The 22,481-nt window shown below is 56.2% G+C and carries 25 protein-coding genes and 1 pseudogene; 8 read left to right on the forward strand and 18 right to left on the reverse strand.

The window, feature by feature from the left end; translation table 11 throughout:
- Window positions 1–70: 70 nt before the first annotated feature.
- Window positions 71–934 carry an N-acetylmuramic acid 6-phosphate etherase gene (locus IPZ49_RS05850; RefSeq protein WP_032671692.1) on the forward strand — a complete coding sequence of 288 codons (864 nt, stop codon included), beginning with the start codon at window positions 71–73 and terminating at the stop codon, window positions 932–934.
- Window positions 935–989: 55 nt separating this feature from the next.
- Here the strand turns inward: IPZ49_RS05850 and ompC are convergent, their stop codons facing one another.
- Window positions 990–2,153 (reverse strand): porin OmpC, encoded by a 1,164-nt coding sequence (ompC, locus tag IPZ49_RS05855; RefSeq protein ID WP_033486932.1) that lies wholly within the window; start codon window positions 2,151–2,153, stop codon window positions 990–992.
- 284 nt (window positions 2,154–2,437) lie between these two features.
- Between ompC and IPZ49_RS05860 the strand changes: the two genes are divergently transcribed.
- From IPZ49_RS05860 to IPZ49_RS05870, 3 genes are read left to right on the forward strand one after another with little or no spacing between them, the layout of a single operon-like run.
- Complete coding sequence (locus IPZ49_RS05860; RefSeq protein ID WP_033486933.1) at window positions 2,438–3,139, forward strand: phosphohydrolase; 702 nt, start codon at window positions 2,438–2,440, stop codon at window positions 3,137–3,139.
- Between the two features lie 43 nt (window positions 3,140–3,182).
- The gene (locus IPZ49_RS05865; protein ID WP_094058366.1) at window positions 3,183–4,616 is read left to right on the forward strand and encodes a DNA cytosine methyltransferase; all 1,434 of its coding nucleotides are present in this window, start codon (window positions 3,183–3,185) and stop codon (window positions 4,614–4,616) included.
- Window positions 4,597–5,088 (forward strand): very short patch repair endonuclease, encoded by a 492-nt coding sequence (locus IPZ49_RS05870; protein ID WP_017383335.1) that lies wholly within the window; start codon window positions 4,597–4,599, stop codon window positions 5,086–5,088. The genes IPZ49_RS05865 and IPZ49_RS05870 overlap by 20 nt, the downstream gene beginning before the upstream one ends.
- On the opposite strand, the gene yedA is transcribed toward IPZ49_RS05870, so the two are convergent.
- Window positions 5,060–5,974 carry a drug/metabolite exporter YedA gene (gene yedA / locus IPZ49_RS05875; RefSeq protein WP_023303927.1) on the reverse strand — a complete coding sequence of 305 codons (915 nt, stop codon included), beginning with the start codon at window positions 5,972–5,974 and terminating at the stop codon, window positions 5,060–5,062. The two genes, IPZ49_RS05870 and yedA, sit on opposite strands and share 29 nt — an antisense overlap.
- A gap of 178 nt (window positions 5,975–6,152) precedes the next feature.
- On the opposite strand from yedA, the gene IPZ49_RS05880 reads away from it, so the two are divergent.
- From IPZ49_RS05880 to dgcQ, 3 genes are all read left to right on the forward strand, one after another.
- Window positions 6,153–7,064, forward strand: a complete 912-nt coding sequence (locus tag IPZ49_RS05880; protein ID WP_017383336.1) for a DUF808 domain-containing protein — start codon at window positions 6,153–6,155, stop codon at window positions 7,062–7,064.
- Between the two features lie 77 nt (window positions 7,065–7,141).
- On the forward strand, window positions 7,142–7,324 hold the full coding sequence (locus IPZ49_RS05885; RefSeq protein WP_003859574.1) for a YodC family protein: 183 nt from the start codon (window positions 7,142–7,144) through the stop codon (window positions 7,322–7,324).
- A gap of 84 nt (window positions 7,325–7,408) precedes the next feature.
- On the forward strand, window positions 7,409–9,109 hold the full coding sequence (dgcQ, locus tag IPZ49_RS05890; protein ID WP_032671690.1) for a cellulose biosynthesis regulator diguanylate cyclase DgcQ: 1,701 nt from the start codon (window positions 7,409–7,411) through the stop codon (window positions 9,107–9,109).
- Here dgcQ and IPZ49_RS05895 read toward each other — a convergent pair.
- Entirely contained in the window at window positions 9,094–9,894 is an 801-nt protein-coding gene (locus IPZ49_RS05895) for a mannosyl-3-phosphoglycerate phosphatase-related protein (RefSeq protein ID WP_023303925.1), read from the reverse strand. The genes dgcQ and IPZ49_RS05895 overlap by 16 nt on opposite strands.
- 294 nt (window positions 9,895–10,188) lie before the next feature.
- Window positions 10,189–10,416 carry a YodD family peroxide/acid resistance protein gene (yodD, locus tag IPZ49_RS05900; protein WP_017383339.1) on the reverse strand — a complete coding sequence of 76 codons (228 nt, stop codon included), beginning with the start codon at window positions 10,414–10,416 and terminating at the stop codon, window positions 10,189–10,191.
- Window positions 10,417–10,544: 128 nt separating this feature from the next.
- On the opposite strand from yodD, the gene dsrB reads away from it, so the two are divergent.
- Window positions 10,545–10,733: a protein DsrB gene (gene dsrB, locus IPZ49_RS05905; RefSeq protein ID WP_003859583.1), complete on the forward strand. Its 189-nt coding sequence runs from the start codon at window positions 10,545–10,547 to the stop codon at window positions 10,731–10,733.
- Window positions 10,734–10,832: 99 nt separating this feature from the next.
- Here the strand turns inward: dsrB and rcsA are convergent, their stop codons facing one another.
- The 14 genes and pseudogenes from rcsA to fliF all read right to left on the reverse strand — a co-directional run bounded on the left by rcsA (window position 10,833) and on the right by fliF (window position 22,355).
- Window positions 10,833–11,456: a transcriptional regulator RcsA gene (gene rcsA, locus IPZ49_RS05910; protein ID WP_017383340.1), complete on the reverse strand. Its 624-nt coding sequence runs from the start codon at window positions 11,454–11,456 to the stop codon at window positions 10,833–10,835.
- 290 nt (window positions 11,457–11,746) lie between these two features.
- Window positions 11,747–12,539 (reverse strand): annotated as a pseudogene (gene fliR, locus IPZ49_RS05915) (flagellar biosynthetic protein FliR); the annotation flags it as partial.
- A gap of 6 nt (window positions 12,540–12,545) precedes the next feature.
- Window positions 12,546–12,815 carry a flagellar biosynthesis protein FliQ gene (gene fliQ, locus IPZ49_RS05920; protein ID WP_003859587.1) on the reverse strand — a complete coding sequence of 90 codons (270 nt, stop codon included), beginning with the start codon at window positions 12,813–12,815 and terminating at the stop codon, window positions 12,546–12,548.
- 10 nt (window positions 12,816–12,825) lie between these two features.
- Window positions 12,826–13,563, reverse strand: a complete 738-nt coding sequence (gene fliP, locus IPZ49_RS05925) for a flagellar type III secretion system pore protein FliP (RefSeq protein WP_015572437.1) — start codon at window positions 13,561–13,563, stop codon at window positions 12,826–12,828.
- Window positions 13,563–13,937 (reverse strand): flagellar biosynthetic protein FliO, encoded by a 375-nt coding sequence (fliO, locus tag IPZ49_RS05930; RefSeq protein WP_015572438.1) that lies wholly within the window; start codon window positions 13,935–13,937, stop codon window positions 13,563–13,565. Before fliO ends, fliP begins: the two co-directional genes overlap by 1 nt.
- A 2-nt stretch (window positions 13,938–13,939) precedes the next feature.
- Entirely contained in the window at window positions 13,940–14,353 is a 414-nt protein-coding gene (fliN, locus tag IPZ49_RS05935; RefSeq protein WP_003859592.1) for a flagellar motor switch protein FliN, read from the reverse strand.
- Complete coding sequence (gene fliM, locus IPZ49_RS05940) at window positions 14,350–15,354, reverse strand: flagellar motor switch protein FliM (RefSeq protein ID WP_003859594.1); 1,005 nt, start codon at window positions 15,352–15,354, stop codon at window positions 14,350–14,352. The genes fliN and fliM overlap by 4 nt, the downstream gene beginning before the upstream one ends.
- 4 nt (window positions 15,355–15,358) lie before the next feature.
- Window positions 15,359–15,829, reverse strand: coding sequence for a flagellar basal body-associated protein FliL (gene fliL / locus IPZ49_RS05945; RefSeq protein ID WP_003859598.1), 471 nt, complete (start codon window positions 15,827–15,829; stop codon window positions 15,359–15,361).
- A gap of 106 nt (window positions 15,830–15,935) precedes the next feature.
- Complete coding sequence (fliK, locus tag IPZ49_RS05950) at window positions 15,936–17,150, reverse strand: flagellar hook length control protein FliK (protein ID WP_047740851.1); 1,215 nt, start codon at window positions 17,148–17,150, stop codon at window positions 15,936–15,938.
- Complete coding sequence (fliJ, locus tag IPZ49_RS05955; RefSeq protein WP_017383343.1) at window positions 17,147–17,590, reverse strand: flagellar export protein FliJ; 444 nt, start codon at window positions 17,588–17,590, stop codon at window positions 17,147–17,149. Before fliJ ends, fliK begins: the two co-directional genes overlap by 4 nt.
- A 21-nt stretch (window positions 17,591–17,611) precedes the next feature.
- Window positions 17,612–18,982, reverse strand: a complete 1,371-nt coding sequence (gene fliI, locus IPZ49_RS05960; RefSeq protein ID WP_017693144.1) for a flagellar protein export ATPase FliI — start codon at window positions 18,980–18,982, stop codon at window positions 17,612–17,614.
- Window positions 18,982–19,689 (reverse strand): flagellar assembly protein FliH, encoded by a 708-nt coding sequence (gene fliH, locus IPZ49_RS05965; protein WP_045333365.1) that lies wholly within the window; start codon window positions 19,687–19,689, stop codon window positions 18,982–18,984. Before fliH ends, fliI begins: the two co-directional genes overlap by 1 nt.
- Window positions 19,682–20,680, reverse strand: coding sequence for a flagellar motor switch protein FliG (gene fliG, locus IPZ49_RS05970; protein ID WP_003859608.1), 999 nt, complete (start codon window positions 20,678–20,680; stop codon window positions 19,682–19,684). The genes fliH and fliG overlap by 8 nt, the downstream gene beginning before the upstream one ends.
- Window positions 20,673–22,355, reverse strand: a complete 1,683-nt coding sequence (gene fliF / locus IPZ49_RS05975) for a flagellar basal-body MS-ring/collar protein FliF (RefSeq protein ID WP_017383346.1) — start codon at window positions 22,353–22,355, stop codon at window positions 20,673–20,675. The genes fliG and fliF overlap by 8 nt, the downstream gene beginning before the upstream one ends.
- Window positions 22,356–22,481 lie beyond the last annotated feature (126 nt).

Raw genomic sequence — 22,481 nt, forward strand, 5'->3', positions numbered from 1 at the left:
GAGCCTCCTCTCAGGTGACCTATATAAAACACTTTATAGTGTGAGGGTACTCATAATAAGGAGGCAGTTTATGAGCATTATGCTTACCGGTACGGCCAGGGAAAGACGGCACGCCAGCACCACGAACATCGACAGATTATCGACGCTGGATATGCTTAACGTCATACACCAGGATGACGCGCAAATCTCTTCTGCACTTACCCCTCACTTAAGTATGCTGGCCCGCGTGGTGGATAACGCGGCGGCGACGCTTAGCCACGGCGGACGTCTGGTACTGACCGGCGCGGGCGCGTCCGGACGCGTGGCTGAACAGGCGGCAGAAGCGTTTGCGCCGGGAAAACATCCCGTCATTGCGATGACAGCAGGCGATCACGCCGGTAGCTACGCGCGCGGCGTTGCCGACCTTCAGACGATAGAATTTGGCGAGCATGACATGATGCTGGCGCTGTCCGTCAGCGGCAAAACCCCATGGGTATGGGGCGCGATGCGTCATGCGTGGTCTCTGGGCTCAACGGTTGCGATCATTACGGAGGATGCGCAAAGTGAAGCGGCGCAGCTGGCGAGCATGGTCATTGCCCCCGATCTGGGCGCGGATGTGGTGGCCGGGTATACCAACGCTAAAGCAGGCATTGCGCAAAGCATGATCCTGCATATGATCACCACCGGTCTGGCGGTACGTTCCGGACGGGTGTACAGCAACCTGCGCGTTGATCTGGAGGCAAGCAATACCAGATGGGCCGAACGACAAATTGCCATTGTGATGGAAGCGGGGGGATGTAGCCGGGCGCAGGCGAAGGCCGCGCTGGAAAGCTGCAACCACCAGTGCAAAACGGCGGTACTGATGGTGCTGACGGGGCTGGATGCCTGGAAAGCGCACGAATTGCTGGCGCAGAATAACGGGTTTGTTCGCCTGGCCTTGCAGGAAGCGCCATAACATTTCAGCGTCAAATAAAAAAAGCCCGCATCGCGGGCTTTAATATTGATGGGAATTAGAACTGGTAGGTCATGCCTACGCCTACGATGTCATCGGTAGCAATACCGTTGTCATTGTAGAAGGCATCATCTTCGTCCAGCAGGTTGATTTTATAATCAACGTAGGTGGAGAAGTTTTTGTTGAAGCTGTAGGTCATGCCCACGTCGATGTAGTTAACCAGATCCTGGTCTACATAGTCATAGCCATTGCCTGGGTGATAATCGTTACCGCCCAAATCGATGCCTTTAGAATAGACCCACGCCAGGGATGGACGCAGACCGAAGTCAAACTGGTACTGCGCTACGGCTTCAAAGTTCTGTGTTTTGTTGGCGATGCCATCGTTGCCGTACGGAGTCATGTTACGGGTTTCCGCATACATCATGGCCAGGTAGACATCATTAGCATCGTATTTAGCACCGATTGTCCACGCTTCCGCACGTTCACCGCCAGCATATTTGCTGAAGCGGTTATAGGTGCCAGCGCCGTAAGCGACCTGGTCGTTAGTACGGTCAGAGGAAGAATAAGCCGCACCCAGCGTCAGGCCGAAATCGAAGTCATAGGTGGTAGACATACCGAAGCCGTCGCCGTTCTGGAAACGAACGTCATCATGGCCGTTTTTGGTGCCTTCCTGATTTTCGTTTGGTCCACCTTCATTATTTCCCTGATATTGCAGCGCAAAGTTCAGGCCGTCGACCAGACCAAAGAAATCATTGTTACGGTAGGTCGCCACACCGTTAGTACGGCCAACCATATAGTTATCCGTCCAGGTGTAAGAATCTCCACCAAATACCGGCAGCATATCGGTCCAGGCTTCAACGTCATACACGACGCCGTAATTACGGCCGTAATCAAATGAGCCGTAGTCGCCATATTTCAGGCCAGCGAATGCCAGACGGTTGAAAGATTTATCCCCTGCGCCTTCGGTGTCGTTAGCGTAGGTTTTATATTCCCACTGGCCATAACCTGTCAGGTCGTTCGTGATCTGCGTTTCGCCTTTGAAACCCACCTGTACATAGGTTTCATCGCCGTCGTCGCCTGGGTTGTCGGAGAAGGTATGACGCGCATCAACCTTACCGTACAGGTCAACTTTGTTGCCATTCTTGTTATACATTTCCGCCGCATTTACTGCGCCAGCCATTAATAACGCGGGTACAAGAATTGCCAGAACTTTTCTTTTCATTATATATTCCCTTTAAATATAAATTGTCTGAATATATGTAATTACCCTCCGTAACTACATGGCTGATACTATTCTATGGATTATTATTTAGGTTCAAAAATAAATGTAATTAAAGTGGTGAAAATATTACAAAATATTTCGTTTTATCTCTTTATTTTTCATATGAATTAATTCATTGAAAATATAGCGGGTAATTATTATTAAGTATTTCGTAATTCTATTTATAAAGGATTTTAATTCGGGTGTATTATAATTCACTCACTTTTGAGCAACAGGACAGGATGATGGAACTTGCGCAGTGGCAACACCGTTTTGAGCGCTGGCTCGACGAAAATCATTTTACTGATGATGCGGCGCACGATATCGCCCATTTTCACCGCGTCTGGATGACGGCGCAGGGTATTATGGCTGACGAGGATAGCGATCCGCTGGTTGTGCTGACCGCATGCTACTTCCATGACATTGTCAGCCTGCCGAAAAATCACCCGGAACGTAGCCACTCCTCGCGGCTGGCAGCGCGAAAAACGCGCGAGATCCTCAGTCGCGACTTTCCTGATTTTCCGCCGGATCGTTATGCAGCCGTTGAGCATGCTATTGAAGCGCACAGCTTCAGTGCCGGTATCGCGCCGCAAAGCCTGGAGGCCAAAATTGTGCAGGATGCCGACCGGCTGGAGGCGTTAGGCGCTATCGGCCTGGCGCGCGTCTTTGCCGTCTCCGGTGCGCTGGGCGCCGCGCTGTTTGATGCCGACGACCCGTTCGCCGGAACACGAGCGCTGGATGATAAAGCCTTCGCGCTCGACCACTTTCAGACCAAACTCCTGCGCCTGCCTGACACCATGCAAACCGCGCGGGGGCGCGAACTTGCGCGTCACAATGCCGATTTTCTGATCCAGTTTATGGCGAAGCTGAGTGCCGAATTACAGGGCGATTACCTCGGAACCGACAGCCAGATATTGACCCATTTCCGTCGCAGTGTGCGATCCTGAACTGTGGTACTCTGTTTTCTGTTTTTATTGTCCGGTTAAGAGAATGCAGGAAAATCGATCAGTGACTGTGCCCGCGCCTGAGCGGGTTGAGAAATCAACGGCAGCCGTGCAGGCACTCCTGCGTCAGCTGCTGGAAATGTATGATGCTAAAACGCTGGCAAACCAGCTGGTGGCCCATGGCGAGAGCCACTGGAGCCCGGCGATACTCAAGCGGCTGCTGATAAGCGACAGGGCAGGGCACCGCCTGAGCGACGGTGAGTTCCGCTATCTGCAAAATTTGCTGCCGCGTCCGCCTGCTGCGCATCCAAATTATGCCTTTCGCTTTATCGATCTCTTTGCCGGTATCGGCGGCATTCGCCATGGCTTTGAAGCTATTGGCGGGCAGTGTGTATTCACCAGTGAATGGAACAAACATGCCGTCCGTACCTATAAAGCCAACTGGTATTGCGATCCCGACGCGCACCAGTTCAACGCGGATATTCGGGATGTCACGCTGAGCCACAAAACCGGCGTCAGCGATGAAGAGGCCGCCGAACACATTCGCAATACCATTCCGGCGCACGATGTGCTGCTGGCGGGCTTTCCGTGTCAGCCGTTCTCGCTGGCTGGCGTGTCGAAGAAGAACGCGCTGGGACGCGCACACGGCTTTGCCTGCGATACGCAGGGCACACTGTTCTTTGATGTTGCCCGGATCATTGATGCCCGCCGCCCGGCAATTTTTGTGCTGGAGAACGTCAAGAATTTAAAGAGTCATGACGGCGGCAAAACCTTCCGCATTATCATGCAAACGCTGGATGAACTGGGTTATGACGTGGCGGATGCAGAGGACATGGGGCCGGACGATCCGAAAATTATCGACGGCAAACACTTCCTGCCGCAGCACCGCGAACGCATCGTGCTGGTGGGCTTCCGCCGCGATCTCAATCTGAAAGGCGATTTTACGCTGCGTGATTTGCCCTCGCTGTATCCGGCGCGCCGCCCGACGGTGGCCGATCTGCTGGAGCCCGCCGTCGATGCGAAATTCATTCTGACCCCGGTGCTGTGGAAATACCTCTATCGCTATGCCAAAAAGCATCAGGCCAAAGGCAATGGCTTTGGGTTTGGCATGGTCAATCCGCTTAATCCTGACAGCGTGACGCGTACGCTGTCGGCGCGCTATTACAAAGATGGTGCGGAAATTCTTATCGATCGCGGCTGGGATAAGGCGCTGGGCGAAAAAGATTTTGACGATCCCCAGAACCAACAGCACCGACCGCGGCGCTTAACGCCGCGCGAGTGCGCCCGCTTAATGGGCTTTGAGACGCCGCAGGGCTACAGTTTTCGCATCCCGGTGTCGGATACCCAGGCCTATCGTCAGTTTGGCAACTCGGTGGTGGTGCCAGCCTTTGCCGCGGTAGCTAAACTGCTGGCCTCACGCATCAGCAAGGCCGTTCAGCTTCGTCAGAGCGAGGCCGTCAATGGCGGACGTTCACAATAAGGCCACGCGCAGTAAAAACATGCGTGCCATTGGCACGCGTGATACCGCGATTGAAAAACGGATCGCGGGCCTTCTGACCGCCGCCGGGTTTGAATTCAGGGTTCAGGATGCCACGCTTGCCGGGCGTCCTGATTTCGTCATCGACGCGTACCAGTGCATCATCTTTACCCACGGCTGTTTCTGGCATCATCACGACTGCTATCTGTTTAAAGTCCCGGCGACACGCACCGACTTCTGGCTGGAGAAGATTGGCAGGAACGTCGAGCGTGATAAACGCGATGTTTCGCAGCTTTACGCTCAGGGCTGGCGGGTGCTGATTGTCTGGGAGTGCGCGCTGCGCGGAAGAATGAAGCTGAATGACGTGGAACTGACGGAGCGGCTGGAAGAGTGGATCTGCGGCGGCGGTCAGGCCGCGCAGATCGATACCCAGGGCATTCACCCGATCACGGTTTCTCCACCTCACACCTCGTGACAATCGGTTTCGCGGGCAGCAAATATTTACCCAGCGTGACCAGTACCACGGCAAAGACAATCACACCCAGCGCCAGCCATTCAATCGTCGACAGCACTTCGCCCGCAAAACCGGTACCCAGCAGCACGGCAACCACCGGGTTAACGTAGGCGTAGCTGGTGGCAACCGCCGGTGAGACGTTGCGAATCAGGTACATATAGGCGTTGATGGCGATAATCGAGCCAAACAGCGCCAGATACCCGACGGCCAGGAAACCTGAAAGGTCTGGCATCGCCGTCAGTTTTTCACCCGTCAACGCGGAGGCCATCAGCAGCACAATGCCCGCCGCGAGCATCTCAATCGCACCTGCCATCATCCCGGAGGGCAGCTCGATGCGTGAACCGTAGACCGAGCCGAAGGCCCAGCTCATGGAGCCGATCATGATCAGAACGGCAGCCCAGGGGTTCCCGCTCAGGTTACCGCCGCTGTTCAGCAGGATGATACCCACAAGCCCAATCGCGATGCCCAGCCATTCGAGCTTACGGGTGCGGATCCCGAAGAGGCGACTAAAGCAGAGCGTAAACAGCGGCACGGTTGCGACGACCACTGCGGCGATGCCCGACGGCACGTTCTGGTGTTCGGCGACGGTTACCGCGCCATTGCCCACCGCCAGCAGCAGCAGGCCAATCAGGGCGGCGTTAAGCAGGGGACGCAGCGGCGGTAGTCTGTGGCCGCGCAGCAATAAAAACGCCATCAGCAGCACGCCGGCCGTAAGGAAACGAATACCGGCCATCATCAGCGGGGGCCAGCTTTCCACGCCTATACGAATGACAAAATAGGTGGACCCCCAGATGATATACAGGGAAAAGAGTGCTCCAATGAGCGGTAATAAATGCCGGAAACGCATAGTCCCTCACGACGAAATAAAAAGTTCGCTCATAGTTAACGCCAAAACTATCAGCCTGGCGAGTGCTTTAATTGTGTTGTTGATGTGAAATTTTTGTTGACGCGAGGTGCCAGTTTCCGGGCGGTGAGTTTTGTTCCATACTATTCACTTAATTAGCAAAAAAAGAAGGAAAGAGATTTTGGCAGGAAGTAGCTTATTAACATTACTGGACGACATCGCCACCTTGCTGGATGACATTTCGGTTATGGGAAAACTGGCGGCGAAAAAGACCGCCGGGGTACTGGGAGATGATTTGTCGCTTAACGCGCAGCAGGTCAGCGGCGTGCGGGCGAACCGTGAGTTGCCGGTGGTGTGGGGCGTTGCGAAAGGGTCCTTTATTAACAAGGTGATCCTCGTTCCGCTGGCGCTGCTGATTAGCGCCTTTATACCCTGGGCCATTACGCCCCTGCTGATGATTGGCGGGGCGTTCCTGTGCTTCGAGGGTGCCGAAAAAGTGTTGCATATGTTCGCTGCACGCAAAGAGAAAGACACCCCGGAAATGCGCCAGCAGCGTCTGGAAGCGCTGGCCGCACAGGATCCAAAAACGTTTGAACGCGATAAGGTCAAAGGTGCGATCCGCACGGACTTTATCCTCTCGGCCGAGATTGTGGCGATTACGCTGGGGATCGTCTCAGATGCCCCTCTGATGAACCAGGTGCTGATCCTGTCCGGCATTGCGATCCTCGTGACGATAGGGGTTTATGGCCTGGTCGGGCTGATCGTCAAGCTGGACGATATCGGCTTCTGGCTGGAAAAAAAATCCAGCGCAATTGCGCGCGGCATTGGGAAAAGCCTGCTGGTGCTGGCGCCGTGGCTGATGAAAACCTTGTCGGTGGTGGGAACCCTGGCGATGTTCCTGGTCGGCGGCGGAATTATCGTGCACGGTGTTGCTTCGCTGCATCACATGATTGAACATTTTGCGTCAGGCCAGGGAGCGGTAGTTGCTGCAATTCTGCCCACACTGCTTAACCTCGTACTGGGCTTTATCGTCGGTCTGATTGTGGTAGCCGTTGTTAAGCTGGTTGAAAAAGTACGCGGGAAATCGCATTAATTATTGCTGACCCCGGATGCAAAAAGACCATTCCTCGTCTAAATTGAAAACGTTTCACCCTGATACAGGAGGCAGGTATGGTCTTTTTGATCAGTGATGAAGTTAAGCCCAAAAATGGTGGTCCAGGTATGATCGTCACCGGGTATTCCAGCGGAATGGTGGAGTGTCGGTGGCATGATGGATACGGCATTAAGCGGGAGGCTTTTCGCGAAGACGAGCTTCAGCCTGCTAATAAAAGGCAAAAACGCGACAAGGCTTAATCACACAACGCCCGGCCTTGCCGGGCGTTTTTACTGGCAGAAGACTTATCATATCGGATGGTGAGCGACAATCAGGGAGTGTGTGTGCAGCACGATACCTTTGTTGTAAAACAATCTTTTTTGCAGTGGCTGCATAAGCGCAGCAATCCCCGTTTGATTGTTAACTTCTGTTTTATCGTTGTCCTGATCTTTTCCACCCTCCTGACCTGGCGCGAAGTTGTGGTACTGGAAGATGCTTATATCTCCAGCCAGCGTAACCATCTGGAAACGGTTGCCAGTGCGCTGGACAGACAGCTTCAGTTCAGCGTCGATAAGATATTGTTTTTTCGCCACAGCATGCGTGATGCGCTGGAAACGCCGCTGGCGTTTGGCGTGCTGCATGATGCGGTAAAGCGTTTTGCGCATTTGCGCACGTCCCCCAGCTGGCAAATTGCGGTTGATAAACAGCGCACGTTACCGATCAACGGTGTTTCGGATGCCTTCGTTGAAAAGACGACCCTTCTGAACCGTGATGATGAGTACCTTGATAATGAACTGTCCGCCGCGCTTGAAGTGGGGTATTTGCTGCGTCTGGCATCCAGCCCTTCCCGCAACGAAGAGCGCGTGATTTATGTCTCTCGCGCCGGATTCTTTCTGGAAACGGATACGCCGGGAAATTCCAGCGATATCGTGCAGCGCTATTACCATCTGGTCACTCAGCCCTGGTTTACCCAACAGTCCGAGCGTGAAAACCGTGCGCGTGCCGTGCGCTGGTTTATCTCGCCGCCTTCCACCTTTGTCGGCAAAAAGCCGCTGATCACCGCCAGCGTGCCGGTTTATTACAATCACGTCTGGTATGGCGTGGTGGCGATGGATTTCACCTTTGCCACCCTGCGTCGCCTGCTGGTGGAAGCCGTGGGCGATAACCCGGAAGGGGAATACCAACTGTATGGCAGTCGGCTTACTCAGCTTGCAACGTCTGAATCAACTGCTGCGGACGTTAATCATTTTGACGCGCGCGAATTAGCGCAGATAGCGCACGCGATAGAATCGGATTCCGAAGGCGGCATTCGCCTGGGGAGTCGTTTTGTGAGCTGGGAGCGTCTCGACCATTTTGATGGCATCGTCCTGCGCGTGCACACCCTGGATGAAGGGGTGCGCGGTGATTTCGGCAGCATCAGCATTGTGCTGGCATTGCTTTGGGCGCTGTTCACCGCGATGCTGCTCATCTCATGGCTGGTGATCCGGCGCATGGTCAGTAATATGTATTCGATGCAGAACTCGCTGCAATGGCAGGCCTGGCACGACCCTCTGACCCGGCTGAATAATCGTGGGTCGCTGTTCGAGCAGGCGAAAATGCTGGCGAAGCAGTGTGAACAGCAGTCGCTGCCTTTCTCGGTCATTCAGATCGATCTTGATTGCTTCAAGAGCATCAATGATCGGTTCGGGCATCAGGCGGGTGATAAGGTGTTGTCCCATGCCGCAGGTCTGATTGCCAGCACCCTCCGGACTAAAGATATTGCCGGACGCGTCGGGGGCGAAGAGTTCTGTGTGGTGCTGCCGGGCATGACGCTTGAAGAGGCGGCGGAAGTCGCAGAGCAGATCCGCGAGCGTATCGACAGCAAAGAGATCCTGATTAAGAAAAGTACCACCCTGCGCGTAAGTGCGTCGTTTGGCGTCTCTGGCGCGCAGGAGAAGGGCAATTATCACTTCGAAAATCTGCAATCCACCGCCGATGCGCGTCTGTATGAGGCGAAACAGCGCGGGCGTAACCGGGTCATCTGGCAGGATCACGTCAAAAAGTAATCAAGCCCCTCGCACCAGCCGGTCGGCCCGGTGTGCTGAGTGTGATAAACCCGGGCGGGATCGTTGTTCTTAAGGCTGACGCCCTCCCGGTTGAAGCCTTTCACCACGACGGCAAAGCCTACGCTGTCCAGCAGCGGGGCATCATTCGGGCCGTCGCCCAGGCCCAGCGTCGTCGGTTCGGAACCCTCGTGCAGGCGATACTGGTCCACAAGCCAGTGAACCGCCGCGTCTTTGCCGCAGCAGGTGTCCAGGATATGCCAGAAGCGTGCTCCCTGGACAATCTTCAGCCCCTGCCGGGCGAGTTCGGCGGCAAAGCGTTCCATTTGTTCATCACTGTCACGCCAGATCAGCGTCACGGAAGCCTCGTGTTTACGCGCAAGCACTGAGCGGGGACAACTCAGCCCAGTCCATCCGGCGACCACGCGCTCATCTACGTCATCGAAGGTGGTGAATTTAAGATGCATTTCCTGACGTACCCGGGCAATACACTGCCGGATATCGTCATGCTTCTTTTCTGAGATGAACCGTGCGGCGTTTTCCCACCGTACGTCAGGCTGGATCACCGCGCCGTTTTCCGCAATATAGGGCAACCCGCCAAGCCCCAGCTCCTGCTGGATGTCATCCATCTCGGACGCGGTTTTGCTGCTGCACAGAATGACCGGTACCTGTTCATCCATTAACTTTTCCAGCCAGGGGGCCGCAGGCCGCCAGTCGAGTGTGTGAAAATCCAACAGCGTGCCGTCGAGGTCGGTAAAAACAAGCAGAGTCTCCTCAAACGAAGGCATAACGTCTCCCGGGTGATGATTTCACCTAAGATAAATCTTAAAAAAACAGGCATTGACGCGCCGTTGAAGTGGAAACGATCCCGACAAACCCACACGCGGCGCATGTTTATACTCATAACCAAAATTCACATGTATAAAATATAATATTCGCTAAGAGAATATATGCTTGTAAGACTATTCCGTTGGGGATAATGTCTTACCTGCATCAGATTTCCTGGTGTAACGAATTTACAAGTGCTTCTTGCATAAGCAAGTTTGATCCCGGTCATCCCCATGACCGGGATTTTTTTCGCCTTAGCGGTTCGTCTCCGAGACGCTAAAGTCATGGATATCCAGCTCGAATGCTTCAGCCAGTTCACGGTAGGTATGGTAATCCCTACCATTGACCACGACACGGTCGGAATTATCCTCCGCGCGATGAACTTCGGACTCACTGATTTCATTGATGGCGGCAAGCAGGGCATCGACATCCACTTCAACCTCACGCTTAATGGTGTCGCTGTACTCTTTGTCGGTCTTCATGGCGGGTTCCTCATTTAATCGTCTCAACAGTTAAGTATAGACCGCACACAAAAACGCCATTCGCGCCAGGTGGCGATGCCAGGCAATGCAATTTGTTCTACACTGGCTCAAAACCACAGGAGGAATGTATGAAGGTCAACGATCGGGTAACCGTCAAAACGGACGGTGGGCCGCGCCGCCCGGGCGTGGTGCTGGCTATAGAAGAGTTTAATGAAGGCACAATGTATCTGGTGTCGCTGGAAGATTACCCGCTCGGCATCTGGTTCTTCAACGAACTGGGGCACCCGGATGGGATCTTTGTGGAAACGGCGGAATAGGGCGGCGTCGGGGGCGTCTTCTCCCCGGCTCCGGCTACTGAAAAGCAAAATCTCTGGCCAGGCCAGAGATCAAGGTAGGGTACAACATGGCCGTGCAAATTAGCGCATATTAACGAAAATCCCATTCGTCACATTATCTGTCAGGCGTACGACATGGTATATGACTTGCTTATTATGCGTTTTAATTTTCCTTTTAATATTTCCTTTGTGTGACGATACTGTTTTTGCCTTGATATTCATCTGGTCTGAGATCTGAATTGTCCCTTGTCCAGCCATCCACATTCTTAGCATACTTGATTCAGTTCTGCTTAATGATAGGGTGGGTAAGTTAACCGCCCCTACATTCTTAACTTCTTTATTCAAATAATCGCCCAGGATATCATCAAGCGACTCTGGTTTAATCGATTTCGAACTGATTAATAAGTTTTTACGCACCAACAAATACTCATCGAAATGAATATTGGCGATCGCCATAAAAACAATAAACAGGGTCTTAGGATGCTGATTAATGATCTGCTTAATGTGCTGACTGTTAGCGGGGTCGTGAATGAAACAGTCCTCATTAATAAACACCACGCCGGGCTTGTGGGCGTCACAAGCGGCTGCGAGTTCTTCAACGGTGTGTGCATCGTTGATGTCTCTCTTTCTTACCCCTCTGCTTGCTAAGTACCCGGTTAACCCTAGCCGGGTGTAGCTGCATAAATCCATAATGATCGTTGACATGGCATACCCTCACTCAATGCGTAACGATAATTCACCACCTGCCTGAGAGCTCATAAACAGCCATACGGGATGGAAAAAATCTAATAAAACCTGTGAGCATCACAAAGACTTTCAGGCGAACTCACTATCCCGTAAAGTTACGTATAATTTGCCAGGAATCATCTTAAAGTAAAGTAAATATTAAGTATTGTGAGGTGGTTAGAAACATTTAAACCGCGTCAGATATATCCTGGTAGATGTTTTTCGAGATTATTTTTAGGAATATCCTCAGAAAGACATTGCAAACACTGCGGGTTATTATTTGCGTGGAAGTTCGCTGACAATATCCGCTAACAGATTGAATATCTCACTGAATAAATGCTCGCAGAAGGGGGCGATAAGTGGCATCAATAATGACATTAATAAAAGGCCAACCGTCAAAGTCACCGGAAAGCCGATGACGAATACCGACAGCTGCGGAGCCATTCGGTTGAGTAAACCTAATGCGAGGTTAACGGTGAGCAGCAGGGTAATGATCGGCAGCGCCAGCATCAGCCCGTTGAGGAAGATCAGCCCGGCAGCCCGCACCAGCGCCAGAAACGCGTTGCTGTTTACCGGGTTGTCGCCAATCGGCAGCGTGTGGAAGGTGTCCACCAGCATCGAGATGAGCCACAGGTGGCCGTTGAACGAGAGAAACAACAGCATCGCCAGCAGGTCGATAATACGCGCCAGCACGGGCATATTCAGATGGCTGCCCGGGTCAACGAACGTCGCGAAAGACAGGCCCATCTGCAAACCGATAAGTTCACCCGCCGTTCGTACCGCGGCGAAGGCGAGCTGCATCGTAAACCCGACCGCCACGCCAATCATCACCTGTTGCAGGGCAATCCAGATCGCATTCGGGGAAAAGATCGGGATATCCACCGCTGGCAGGGTAGGGGCAACGATAATCGTGATAACGATGCCCAGCCCAATTTTGACGCGTTTAGGCACCGACTTTTCACTGAGTATGGGGGCGGTGGAGATCAGCGCCATGATGCGCAGCATCGGCCAGAAATAGATCCCGAGCCACTGAACAAACTGATCGCTGGTGAAATGCAGCATCGTCCGTCAGCCGATGATGTAAGGCAGATTGGTGAACAGGTTGCGCATATAGTCCAGCAGCAAATTGAGCATCCATGGCCCGGCAACGATAATTGCCACGAAGACGGCAATGATCTTCGGGATGAACGACAGGGTCATTTCGTTAATCTGCGTGGCGGCCTGGAGAATACTGATAATCAGACCGGTGACCAGCGCAACCAGCAGCAGGGGCGCGGCGACGGCAATCGCGACTTTCATCGCCTCCGTGCCCATCATCATGACCGACTCAGGCGTCATTGCGCGCTCCTCAACTGTAGAAACTCTGCGCCAGCGAGCTGACCAGCAGCTGCCAGCCGTCGACCAGCACGAACAGCATGATCTTAAAGGGCAGGGCAATGGTTGCGGGCGGGACCATCATCATCCCGAGCGCCATCAGGACGCTGGCGATCACCAGGTCAATAATCAGGAACGGAATGAAAATGGTGAAGCCAATCTGGAACGCCGTTTTCAGCTCACTGGTCACATACGCCGGGAGCAGAATGCGCATCGGCACCGCTTCCGGCCCCTGTAACTCACCGGTGTTAGCGAGACGGGCAAACAGGGCCAGATCCGCTTCGCGCGTCTGGCGAAGCATAAATTCACGTAATGGCTGCGCGCCCTTTTCCAGGGCAACCTGCATGGAAATTTTATCTTCGCTGAACGGCTGGTAGGCCTCGGTGTAAATCTTGTCGATCACCGGCGACATAATGAAAAAGGTCAGGAACAGGGCTAAACCCAGCAGCACCTGATTGGGCGGCGCGGACGGCGTGCCGAGCGCGTTGCGCAGCAGGCCAAACACAATGATGATGCGGGTGAAGCTGGTCATCATTAGCAGGATCGCCGGAATAAAGGTCAGCGAGGTGATGAATACCAGCGTCTGCACGGACAGGGACCAGCTTTGTCCCCCGTTCGCCAGCGGCGTGGAAACCAGCCCCGGCAGTTGCGCATACACAGAGGGCGCGAACAGGCCCAGGCCTGTCAGCGTAAGGAATAACAAACGGCGCATCAGGATCTCCCGGGACGCTTGAGCAAACTCTTCATTACGGACTGGAAATCCGCAGGGGCCTGGGCGTTAGCCTCCACCGTGACAGGCGCAGGGGGGAGCGTGTGAAGGACGTTAATGCTGGAGGCGGTCACGCCCAGCACCAGTCGTGCATCTTCCACCTCCACAATGACCACGCGCTCGCGCGGTCCTAGCGGGGTGCTGGCGCTGACCTTCAACCCGCGGGTACCGGCCGTTTTCCCCGCCAGACCGAAACGCTTTGCCAGCCAGGCGGCGATAAGGATAAAGGCAATAATACCGAACAGCGCGCCGCTCACCTGGAGCAGCGGTGAGCCGGGTACGGCGGAGGGCGCGGACAGTGTTGCCTGGGTTTTCATACTTAACGACTCAGACGACGCATGCGTTCGGAAGGGGTAATGATGTCGGTGATACGTACGCCGTATTTATCGGCCACCACCACTACTTCGCCCTGTGCAATCAGGTAGCCGTTGATCAGAATATCCAGCGGCTCACCCGCTAAACCGTCAAGCGCCACCACGGAACCCTGCGTCAGGCGCAGCAGCTCTTTAATGGTCATGCGGGTGCGACCCAGCTCAACGGTCAGCTTGACCGGAATGTCCATAATCAGGTCGATGTCCTGCAACGTGCCGCTGACGTCGCCGCCGCCTAACTGCTGAAAGACCGCGTCTGCCGCGCTTTTCGTCGGCGTCGTTTTCTGCTCGTTTAACGCGTCAGCCCACAGATCGTCCAGTGCTCCGCTGTTTTCATCGGACGGATTGTTCATGTCACTCATTTGGGCTGTTCCTCATTCAGCGAATTCAAAATCGGGTTGATCAAGTGCTCAACGCGTAACGCATACTGGCCGTTAATCGTGCCGTACTGGCTTGTCAGCACGGGTACGCCATCCACATGGGCAATAATGCGGTCAGGTTTATCTATCGGCAAAACGTCGCCGGGTTGTAATTTCAGGATCTGCGATAACCGCATGGAGATGTCGGCGAAGTTGGCCACCAGCTCCAGCTGCGAATGCTGCACCTGACGCACCAGGTTTTCACGCCAGTTCTGATCTTCGTGACGTGAGTTCTCCAACGGCGGGTTCACCAGCAGTTCGCGCAGCGGTTCAATCATGCTGAACGGCAGGCAGATGTTGAACTCGCCCGTCAGGTTGCCGATCTCGACGTGGAACGGGGTGTTCACGACGATGTCATTCGGGGAGGTGGTGATGTTGGTAAACTTCACCTGCATCTCGGAACGCACGTACTCCACTTCCAGCGGGTTAATCGCTTTCCACGCGTCACTGTAGGATTCCAGCGCCAGCTTCAGCATGCGGTTAATCACGCGCTGTTCGGTATGGGTAAACTCGCGGCCTTCCACTTTGGTCGGGAAACGGCCATCGCCACCGAACAGGTTATCCACCGCGATGAACACCAGGCTTGGCGAGAACACAACCAGGCCGGTACCGCGCAGCGGTTTCAGATGGATCAGGTTAAGGTTGGTTGGCACCGGCAGGTTGCGGGCAAACTCATGATACGGCTGAATGCGGATCGCACCGACGGTAATATCCGGGCTACGACGCAGCAGGTTAAACAGCCCCATACGGAACTGACGTGCGAAACGTTCGTTGATGATCTCCAGCGCTTGTAAACGCTCGCGCACCACGCGACGCTGGGTATTGGGATCGTAGGGACGAATATTATCGTCGCCGGTCAGACCCGGCTTCGGTTCGTCACTTTTATCGCTGTCGCCGTTGAGCAGCGCATCGATTTCTGCCTGAGAAAGAATACTGTCGCCCATGTCGTTACCGCAGAATGAAGGCTGTATACAGAACGTCAGTGACTTCCTGCTTAGGTTGGCCGTTTACCAGCGGGGTCGCCAGCGTCTGTTTAATGGCATCGACCAGCTTTTGCTTGCCCACATCGGTGGCGAGCGCGGAGGCATCCTGACGAGAAAACAGCAGCAGCAGACGGCTACGCACTTCTGGCAGGTAGTCGTTCAGGCGTGCACGGGTCGCTTCATCTTTCAGACGCAGCGTAATACCCACGTAAAGCACGCGATCCGCATCGCCCAGGTTCACGGTGAACGTATCCAGCGGGTAGAAGACCGGCGCCGGTGGAGGCGGCGCTTCAGCTTTGGCGGCCGCGCTGGAGGGTTCCTGCTGCATACGCCAGTAACTGTAGCCTGCGGTGGCGCAGGCCGCGAGGGTAATCAACACCAGCAGCGGGATCCAGATGGAACGCTTGCTTTTTTTGGTGATAGCGGAGTCTGTCATCTGATACGAGCTTCCTGTTTCGGTACAGCTTAATACGGTGATTATCCCGTGTCCGGCTTAGGTCAAAGCGTGGAAAAGACGGGGATAATCACGTTACCTCTGGCGTTTAGGCAAAGATGTCTACGGCACGGCTGCCGCGCGCGGCGGATTGCAGGGCGGCAGGGGCAGGCAATAACTCTTCGCTCTCATCGTTAAACCCGCCATGCTGGCCGGAACGCGAAGTGTGCTGTTGCTGCCCGGATGAGGACTGCTGTTGCCCGGCAAAGCCCTCGCTGCTGACGCTGCTTTGGGAAAGCTGAATGCCGTTTTCCGCAAGCTGCGTGCGCAGGATCGGCAGGGCCGCTTCCAGCGCCGCGCGGACGTGGCTGTGGGGCGAAACCATCTGCAACTGCGCCTGGTTGTCATCCAGCTTAAGCGAAATTTGCACCTGACCCAGATCCTCCGGGTGCAGACGCAGCTCTGCGGTCTGCTGTCCCTGCTTTGTGAACAGGGTGATGTGCTGGCTCAGATTCTGCTGCCATTCGTGCGTGCCCAGCGGCTGGCTTAACACCGGCGCTGTCGCAACGGTAGCGGCAGGCTGTGAAGGCGCCAGGTGACTGACGATCGGCGCCAGCGTCGCGGTTGGGCTGGCGGCAGACGACGCCGCGCTCGCTACGTCCTGCTTCTCCGTGACGGCGGCGACGGCTGGCGTAACGGCTGCCGTGGCGGGCAGCGATGTGTCGCTGTCCTGAACCGGCATTTTTTCCTGACCCGTTAACGCATGGCTAAGCGGCTGATGCTGGCCGTTGTCCGTCTGGGCTAGCGCAGAGGGGAGGGCAGTTCGGGGGGCGATCTCCCCGGTGCTCGCAGGCTGCGTCGCTACCGGGGTGGTGGTCTGCTGGTGCGGTAACATCGCCATCAGCGCGCTTAACCCGGCCAACTCCTCTTCTTCAGTCGTGGTCTCGCTGTTTGTTTTCGCCTCCGGCTGGGTCAGCGTCTTCAGCGCATCCGTATTCGCGGCGGGTTTCAGGCCGGAGACGAGGCTTTGCAGGGAGACGGCGGTATCTTCACCAGTCAGGGTCTCCTGACGGGAGAGCAGTTCGGCGATTTTGGCCTGGAGCGTGGTATCACCGTTTTTTTCCTTTGCCGCTGTCGACAGCTTGTTGCCCGCCGCTTTCAGATCCGCCAGCGTCAGCGGGGCATCTTTGCCTTTGCCGGTGGTCTCGGTCAGCGCGCCCGCCAGCAGAGAAAGAAAATCTTGCGCGCCCTCAGCGCCTTTCCCGGTCAGCGTGCCGCCGGACGGGTCGCTGTCGGTCATCAGCAGTTGTTGCAGTGTGATCATTCTGGTTTCCTCATTGATGCGCGCTGGGCAAACTCATCCATTTTTTTCTGATCCAGACGGTTTTCCGCCAGGGTCGAGGCTGCAATCTGTCGGTCCTGTAAGGTTTGCCAGGCCTGCAACCGCTGTTTTTTCTCGCGCCAGAAATTCAGCGCGGTATCGACTTTTTGCGTCCACTGGTTGAGCTGCTGGCGATGCTGCTCAATCGCCTTTTCCAGCGTCTGGATAAACTGCTGATAGTTAATCCAGCGCTGGCTACCAATGCCTTGCGCCATGTCGGTGTTAAGGTTGGTGCGATATTCATGCTGATAGTCGATTAACATCTTCAACTGTTCTTCAGCCTGCTGGCACCCGCGTCGCATTGCGCCAAGCTGCAATGCGGCATCATCAACTTCTTTTTCAGCCAGATCTTTCAGCGTTGATAACGCGCTGTTCTGCGCCATGACCTTCGCCCTCCACCTGTGTTACACCTGCGGGAAAATCAGCTCCAGTGCCTGGAGGGAATCTTCCCAGTCGGCGCGTTCAAAAATACCCTGTTGCAGAAATGCCTCCAGCTGCGGCCACAGGGCAATCGCTTTATCGAGCATCGGGTCGCTGCCTTTGGCGTACGCCCCGACGCTTACCAGATCGCGGTTGCGCTGGAAGCTGGAGAGCAGTTGTTTGAAGTTACGCACGCGGGCGTAGTGTTGCTCGGTGATCAAGGCCGTCATCGCACGGCTGATCGAGGCTTCAATATCAATTGCCGGATAGTGCCCGGCTTCGGCCAGACGGCGCGACAGCACGATATGGCCGTCGAGGATCGCGCGCGCGGAGTCGGCAATCGGGTCCTGCTGGTCATCGCCTTCGGTCAGTACCGTATAGAACGCGGTGATGGAGCCGCCGCCGCTGATGCCGTTCCCCGCGCGCTCAACCAACGCCGGGAGCTTGGCGAAGACCGACGGCGGGTAGCCTTTGGTCGCGGGCGGCTCGCCGATGGCCAGCGCAATCTCACGCTGCGCCATCGCGTAGCGGGTCAGGGAGTCCATAATCAGCAGCACGTGCTGGCCCCGGTCGCGGAAATCTTCCGCAATACGCGTGGCGTAGGCGGCACCCTGCATACGCAGTAGCGGCGACACGTCCGCAGGCGCGGCGATCACCACCGAGCGGGCGCGGCCCTCCGCACCCAGAATGTTTTCGATGAAATCTTTGACTTCGCGACCACGCTCACCAATCAGGCCAACCACGATAACGTCCGCCTGGGTATAACGCGCCATCATGCCGAGCAGGACCGATTTACCCACGCCGGAGCCGGCAAACAGCCCCATACGCTGGCCGCGTCCCACGGTGAGCAGGGCGTTAATCGGCCGCACGCCGGTATCCAGTACGTGCTCGATTGGGGTGCGTTGCAGCGGGTTGAAGGGTTGGGTGATCAGCGCGCCGGTTTCGGTGGTATCAGGGGAGGGCAGGCCATCGAGCGGTTTGCCGCTTCCGTCCAGCACGCGGCCCAGCAGCGCCGGACCGAGCGGAAGCTGTTTGCCGCTTTGCAGGCCGTCACCGCTGATGTTTTTCGCGTAGACGCGGGCGCCGGGCAAAATCCCTTCCACTTCTTCAAGGGGCATCAGAAACAGGCGCTGACCGTTGAACCCGACCACTTCGCTTTCCACTTCACGCGTCTCCCCCCCGTCCTGACGCTCAATCACGCAGGTGGCGCCGAGCGGAAGTTGCAGCCCCGTGGCTTCCAGGACCAGACCGGTGGCGCGCGTCAGGCGTCCATAACGACGAACGGATGGCAGCTGCGCCATCTTCGTTTCAAAATTATCGAGCGTGTTAAGCCAGCGCGTAAGGCGAGCGGTCATCAGACGACTCCCGGTGCCGCCAGGCGGCACAGTTCCTGCCAGCGGGTCGCGACGCTGGCATCCAGATCGCCCTCATCCGCCGAGACCTTACAGCCTCCGTGATGGAGCGACGGATCGCCGCGCAGCCGCCAGCCGTGCAGGCTCAGCGTCGCGCCGAGGCTCTCTTCCACGCGCTGCAAATCATCAGGATGAACGCGCAGCTGCGGTTTGCCGCTGAACAGCGGCTCCTGCTGGAGCAGGGCCTGGATCTGCTTAATCAGCGCGGCGTTATCCACTACCGGCGTCTGGCCGATCACCTGACGGGCCGCCTCCAGCGCCATCTGCATCAGGCGCGAGGCAATCACGCTGTCGAGCGCATCCAGCGTGTGCTGAAACTCGCTCACCAGTTGCTGCATGCGGGCATGCAGCGGCGCCTGCTGCTGGCGCGCCTGCTCGATGCCCTGCTCTAAACCTTTCGCCAGCCCTTCCTGATAACCCTGTGCGTGCCCGGTCTGACGGCCTTCGTTCATCCCGGCGTTGAAGCCCTGCTCGTGCGCCTGCATTTGCATCTGGGCCAGCATCTGGGCGCGCTGTTCCTCTTCACTCAGCTCGGGGATGCCCGCCCCGGCGTCGCCCTCGTCGGACGACACAACGGCAGGGGTGAACTCTGCGGTGGGAGGGGAGAGGTCGTCAGGCGTCCAGCGCTTCCACGACAGTTCATCAGACATAGGTGTCGTCTCCGCTGCCAATCACCATCTCGCCGGTTTCTGCCAGACGACGAACAATAAGCAGGATCGCCTTCTGTTCGTTTTCCACCTGAGACAAACGCACCGGGCCACGGTTGGCCAGGTCGTCGCGCAGGATATCGGCCGCACGCTGGGACATGTTGCGCAGGAATTTCTCGCGCAGCGGCTGCTCGGCGCCTTTGAGGGCGATAAGCAGCGATTCGGAGTCCACCTCCTGGAGCAGGCGCTGGATGCTGCGATCGTCCACTTCGACCAGGTTTTCGAACAGGAACATCTCGTCGATAATTTTCTGCGCCAGCTCGCCGTCGAACTCGCGTACCGCCGTAATAACCGCCTCTTCCTGCTGCGTTTTCATCAGGTTGATGATTTCCGCTGCCGTTCTCACGCCACCCATTTTGCTGCGCTTGAGGTTCTGGCCGTCGAGCAGGTTGTTCAGCACTTCGGTCAGCTCCGCCAGCGCGGCTGGCTGGACGCCGCCGAAGGTGGCGATACGCAGCATCACGTCGTGGCGCAGGCGCTCGTCGAACAGCGCCAGAATATCGGCCGCCTGGCCCCGTTTGAGGTGGACCAGAATGGTGGCGATAATCTGCGGGTGTTCGTCGCGAATAAGATCGGCGGCGCTTTGCGGCTCCATAAAGTTGAGCGTTTCGATCCCGCTGGCGGTGTCGCGCGTTTCGAGAATATCTTCCAGCAGGCTGGCGGCGCGCTCTTCGCCCAGCGCCTTAACCAGCACGGAGCGCAGGTATTCGTTGGCGTTGACGTTGAGCGCGGCAAACTGCTCGGCTTCCTGCTCAAACTCCGCCAGCACTTCTGTCAGCTGCTTGTTGGAGATCTGGCGCACGTTGGCCATCGCCGCGCTGAGGATCTGCACTTCTCGCTGGGAGAGGTGTTTAAACACTTCCGCCGCGCGATCTTCGCCAATGGTCATCAGCAGGATGACGCTCTTATCGGTGCCTGTAAGCGTATTACTCATGTTCGTTACCCATCCAACCGCGGATGACCAGCGCGACGACGCGCGGATCGTTATCTGACATTTCGCGAATGCGCTGGCTCATCACCTCTGCGCCCATACGCTGGTTAGCACGGCGCTGCTGCATCTGTTCATCTTTGCTGAGACGAACTTCAACCGCTTCTTCCTCGTCCGGACGCGCGTTCTTCTGTTCCAGCGCGGCTTTCTCGGCTTCAGCACGGCGCTGTAGCTGAGGACGAACGCCCTTACGCCACAGCAGCCACGCGACAATCAGCACCAGCAGCCAGCGGCCTGCGGACATCAGCTGATCGAAGAACGCCTGCTGTTGCCAGAACGGCAGTTCGCCACCGGTCTCATCCACCGGGTTGAACGGTGAGTTCACAACGTTGAGGGTATCGCCACGTTTTTCAGAGAAGCCCATCGCTTCGCGGGTTAAATCTTCGATCTGCTTCATCTGCTCCGCTGTGAGCGGCAGCGGTTTACCGTCCGGCAGCGTTTTGTAGTTCACCACCACGGCAACAGAGAGACGCTGAATATCGCCCGTGTTCAGTTTGGTATGGCGGATAGTCCGGTCGACTTCGTAGTTGGTCGTTTCGTTACGGCTGCTGTTACGCGGGCCGGTACTGTTCGCGGTCGAGGTCGTCTGCTGATTCGTTTGCTGACCGTTCTGCGGGTTTGCCGGCGGGGTGGAGATTGGCGCGGCGTTGGCAGGCGCAGGCTGGTTAGAGAGCGCGCCCGGCACACCGCCAGGATACTGTCCGCCGACCTGTTCCGTCTCATTGATCTGACGCGAGCGTAACACGGCGCGGGAGGCATCCCCGTTCGGGGCGTACTGCTCTTCGGTCTGTTCTTTATTCGAGAAATCAATCTGCGCTGTGACCTGCGCGTGTACGTTGCTGCTGCCGACCACCGGGCCCAGAATCGCTTCGATGCGACGCTGGAGACGGCCTTCCACATCCGCGGCGTATTTCAGCTGAGCGTCGTTGAGATCGCGCCCTGCGGTGTTGGACTGCGTCAGCAGATGACCACTCTGATCCACCAGCGTAACGTTACCCGGCGGCAGGCCGGCCACCGCACTGGAGACCAGGTGCGTGACGGCGCTGATCTGCCCTTCATCCAGCGCACGGCCAGGTTCGAGGTTAACGGTCACAGAGGCCGAAGGGGACTTTTGTTCACGGACAAACAGGGACGGCTTAGGCATCGCCAGGTGCACGCGGGCACTTTTCACCGGGCCTAAGGTTTCAATCGTACGGGCCAGCTCACCTTCCAGTGCGCGCTGATAGTTAACCTGCTCGCTGAACTGACTGATGCCGAATTTTTCCTGATCCAGCAGCTCAAACCCAACCGCGCCGCCTTTTGGCAGCCCCTGCTGGGCGAGGCGCAGGCGAAGCTCGTGCACTTTATCTGCCGGTACTTCAAGCGCACCACCGTTATCGGCAAAGCGATACGGGATGTTCATCTGGGTTAACTGGGTGACGATGGCACCGCCATCCTGGTCGGAAAGGTTGCTGTAGAGCGTGCGGTAATCCGGGCTTTTTGCCCATAAGACCATCGCGACAACGATCGCAATGGCGGCAGCGCCTGCCACAATCAACGGGATCTTAGGGTTGGCGCGAAGGCGGTTCATCCACTCGAGTGATTTATTCTGTGGCGCTGTCGATGCTGCTGTCGCACTCATTGCGCACCTCTTAAATCCTGGTGGTTTACGTTATTCGTGTAGAGAAACAAAACTGACTCCCGGGTCGGCAAACACGACAAAAGTTCCATACTGATGGCCCTGCCATTATTTGATGATTCGGGATTT

Source organism: Enterobacter cloacae complex sp. S2 (assembly GCF_015159675.1).
GTDB classification, from domain to species: domain Bacteria; phylum Pseudomonadota; class Gammaproteobacteria; order Enterobacterales; family Enterobacteriaceae; genus Enterobacter; species Enterobacter intestinihominis.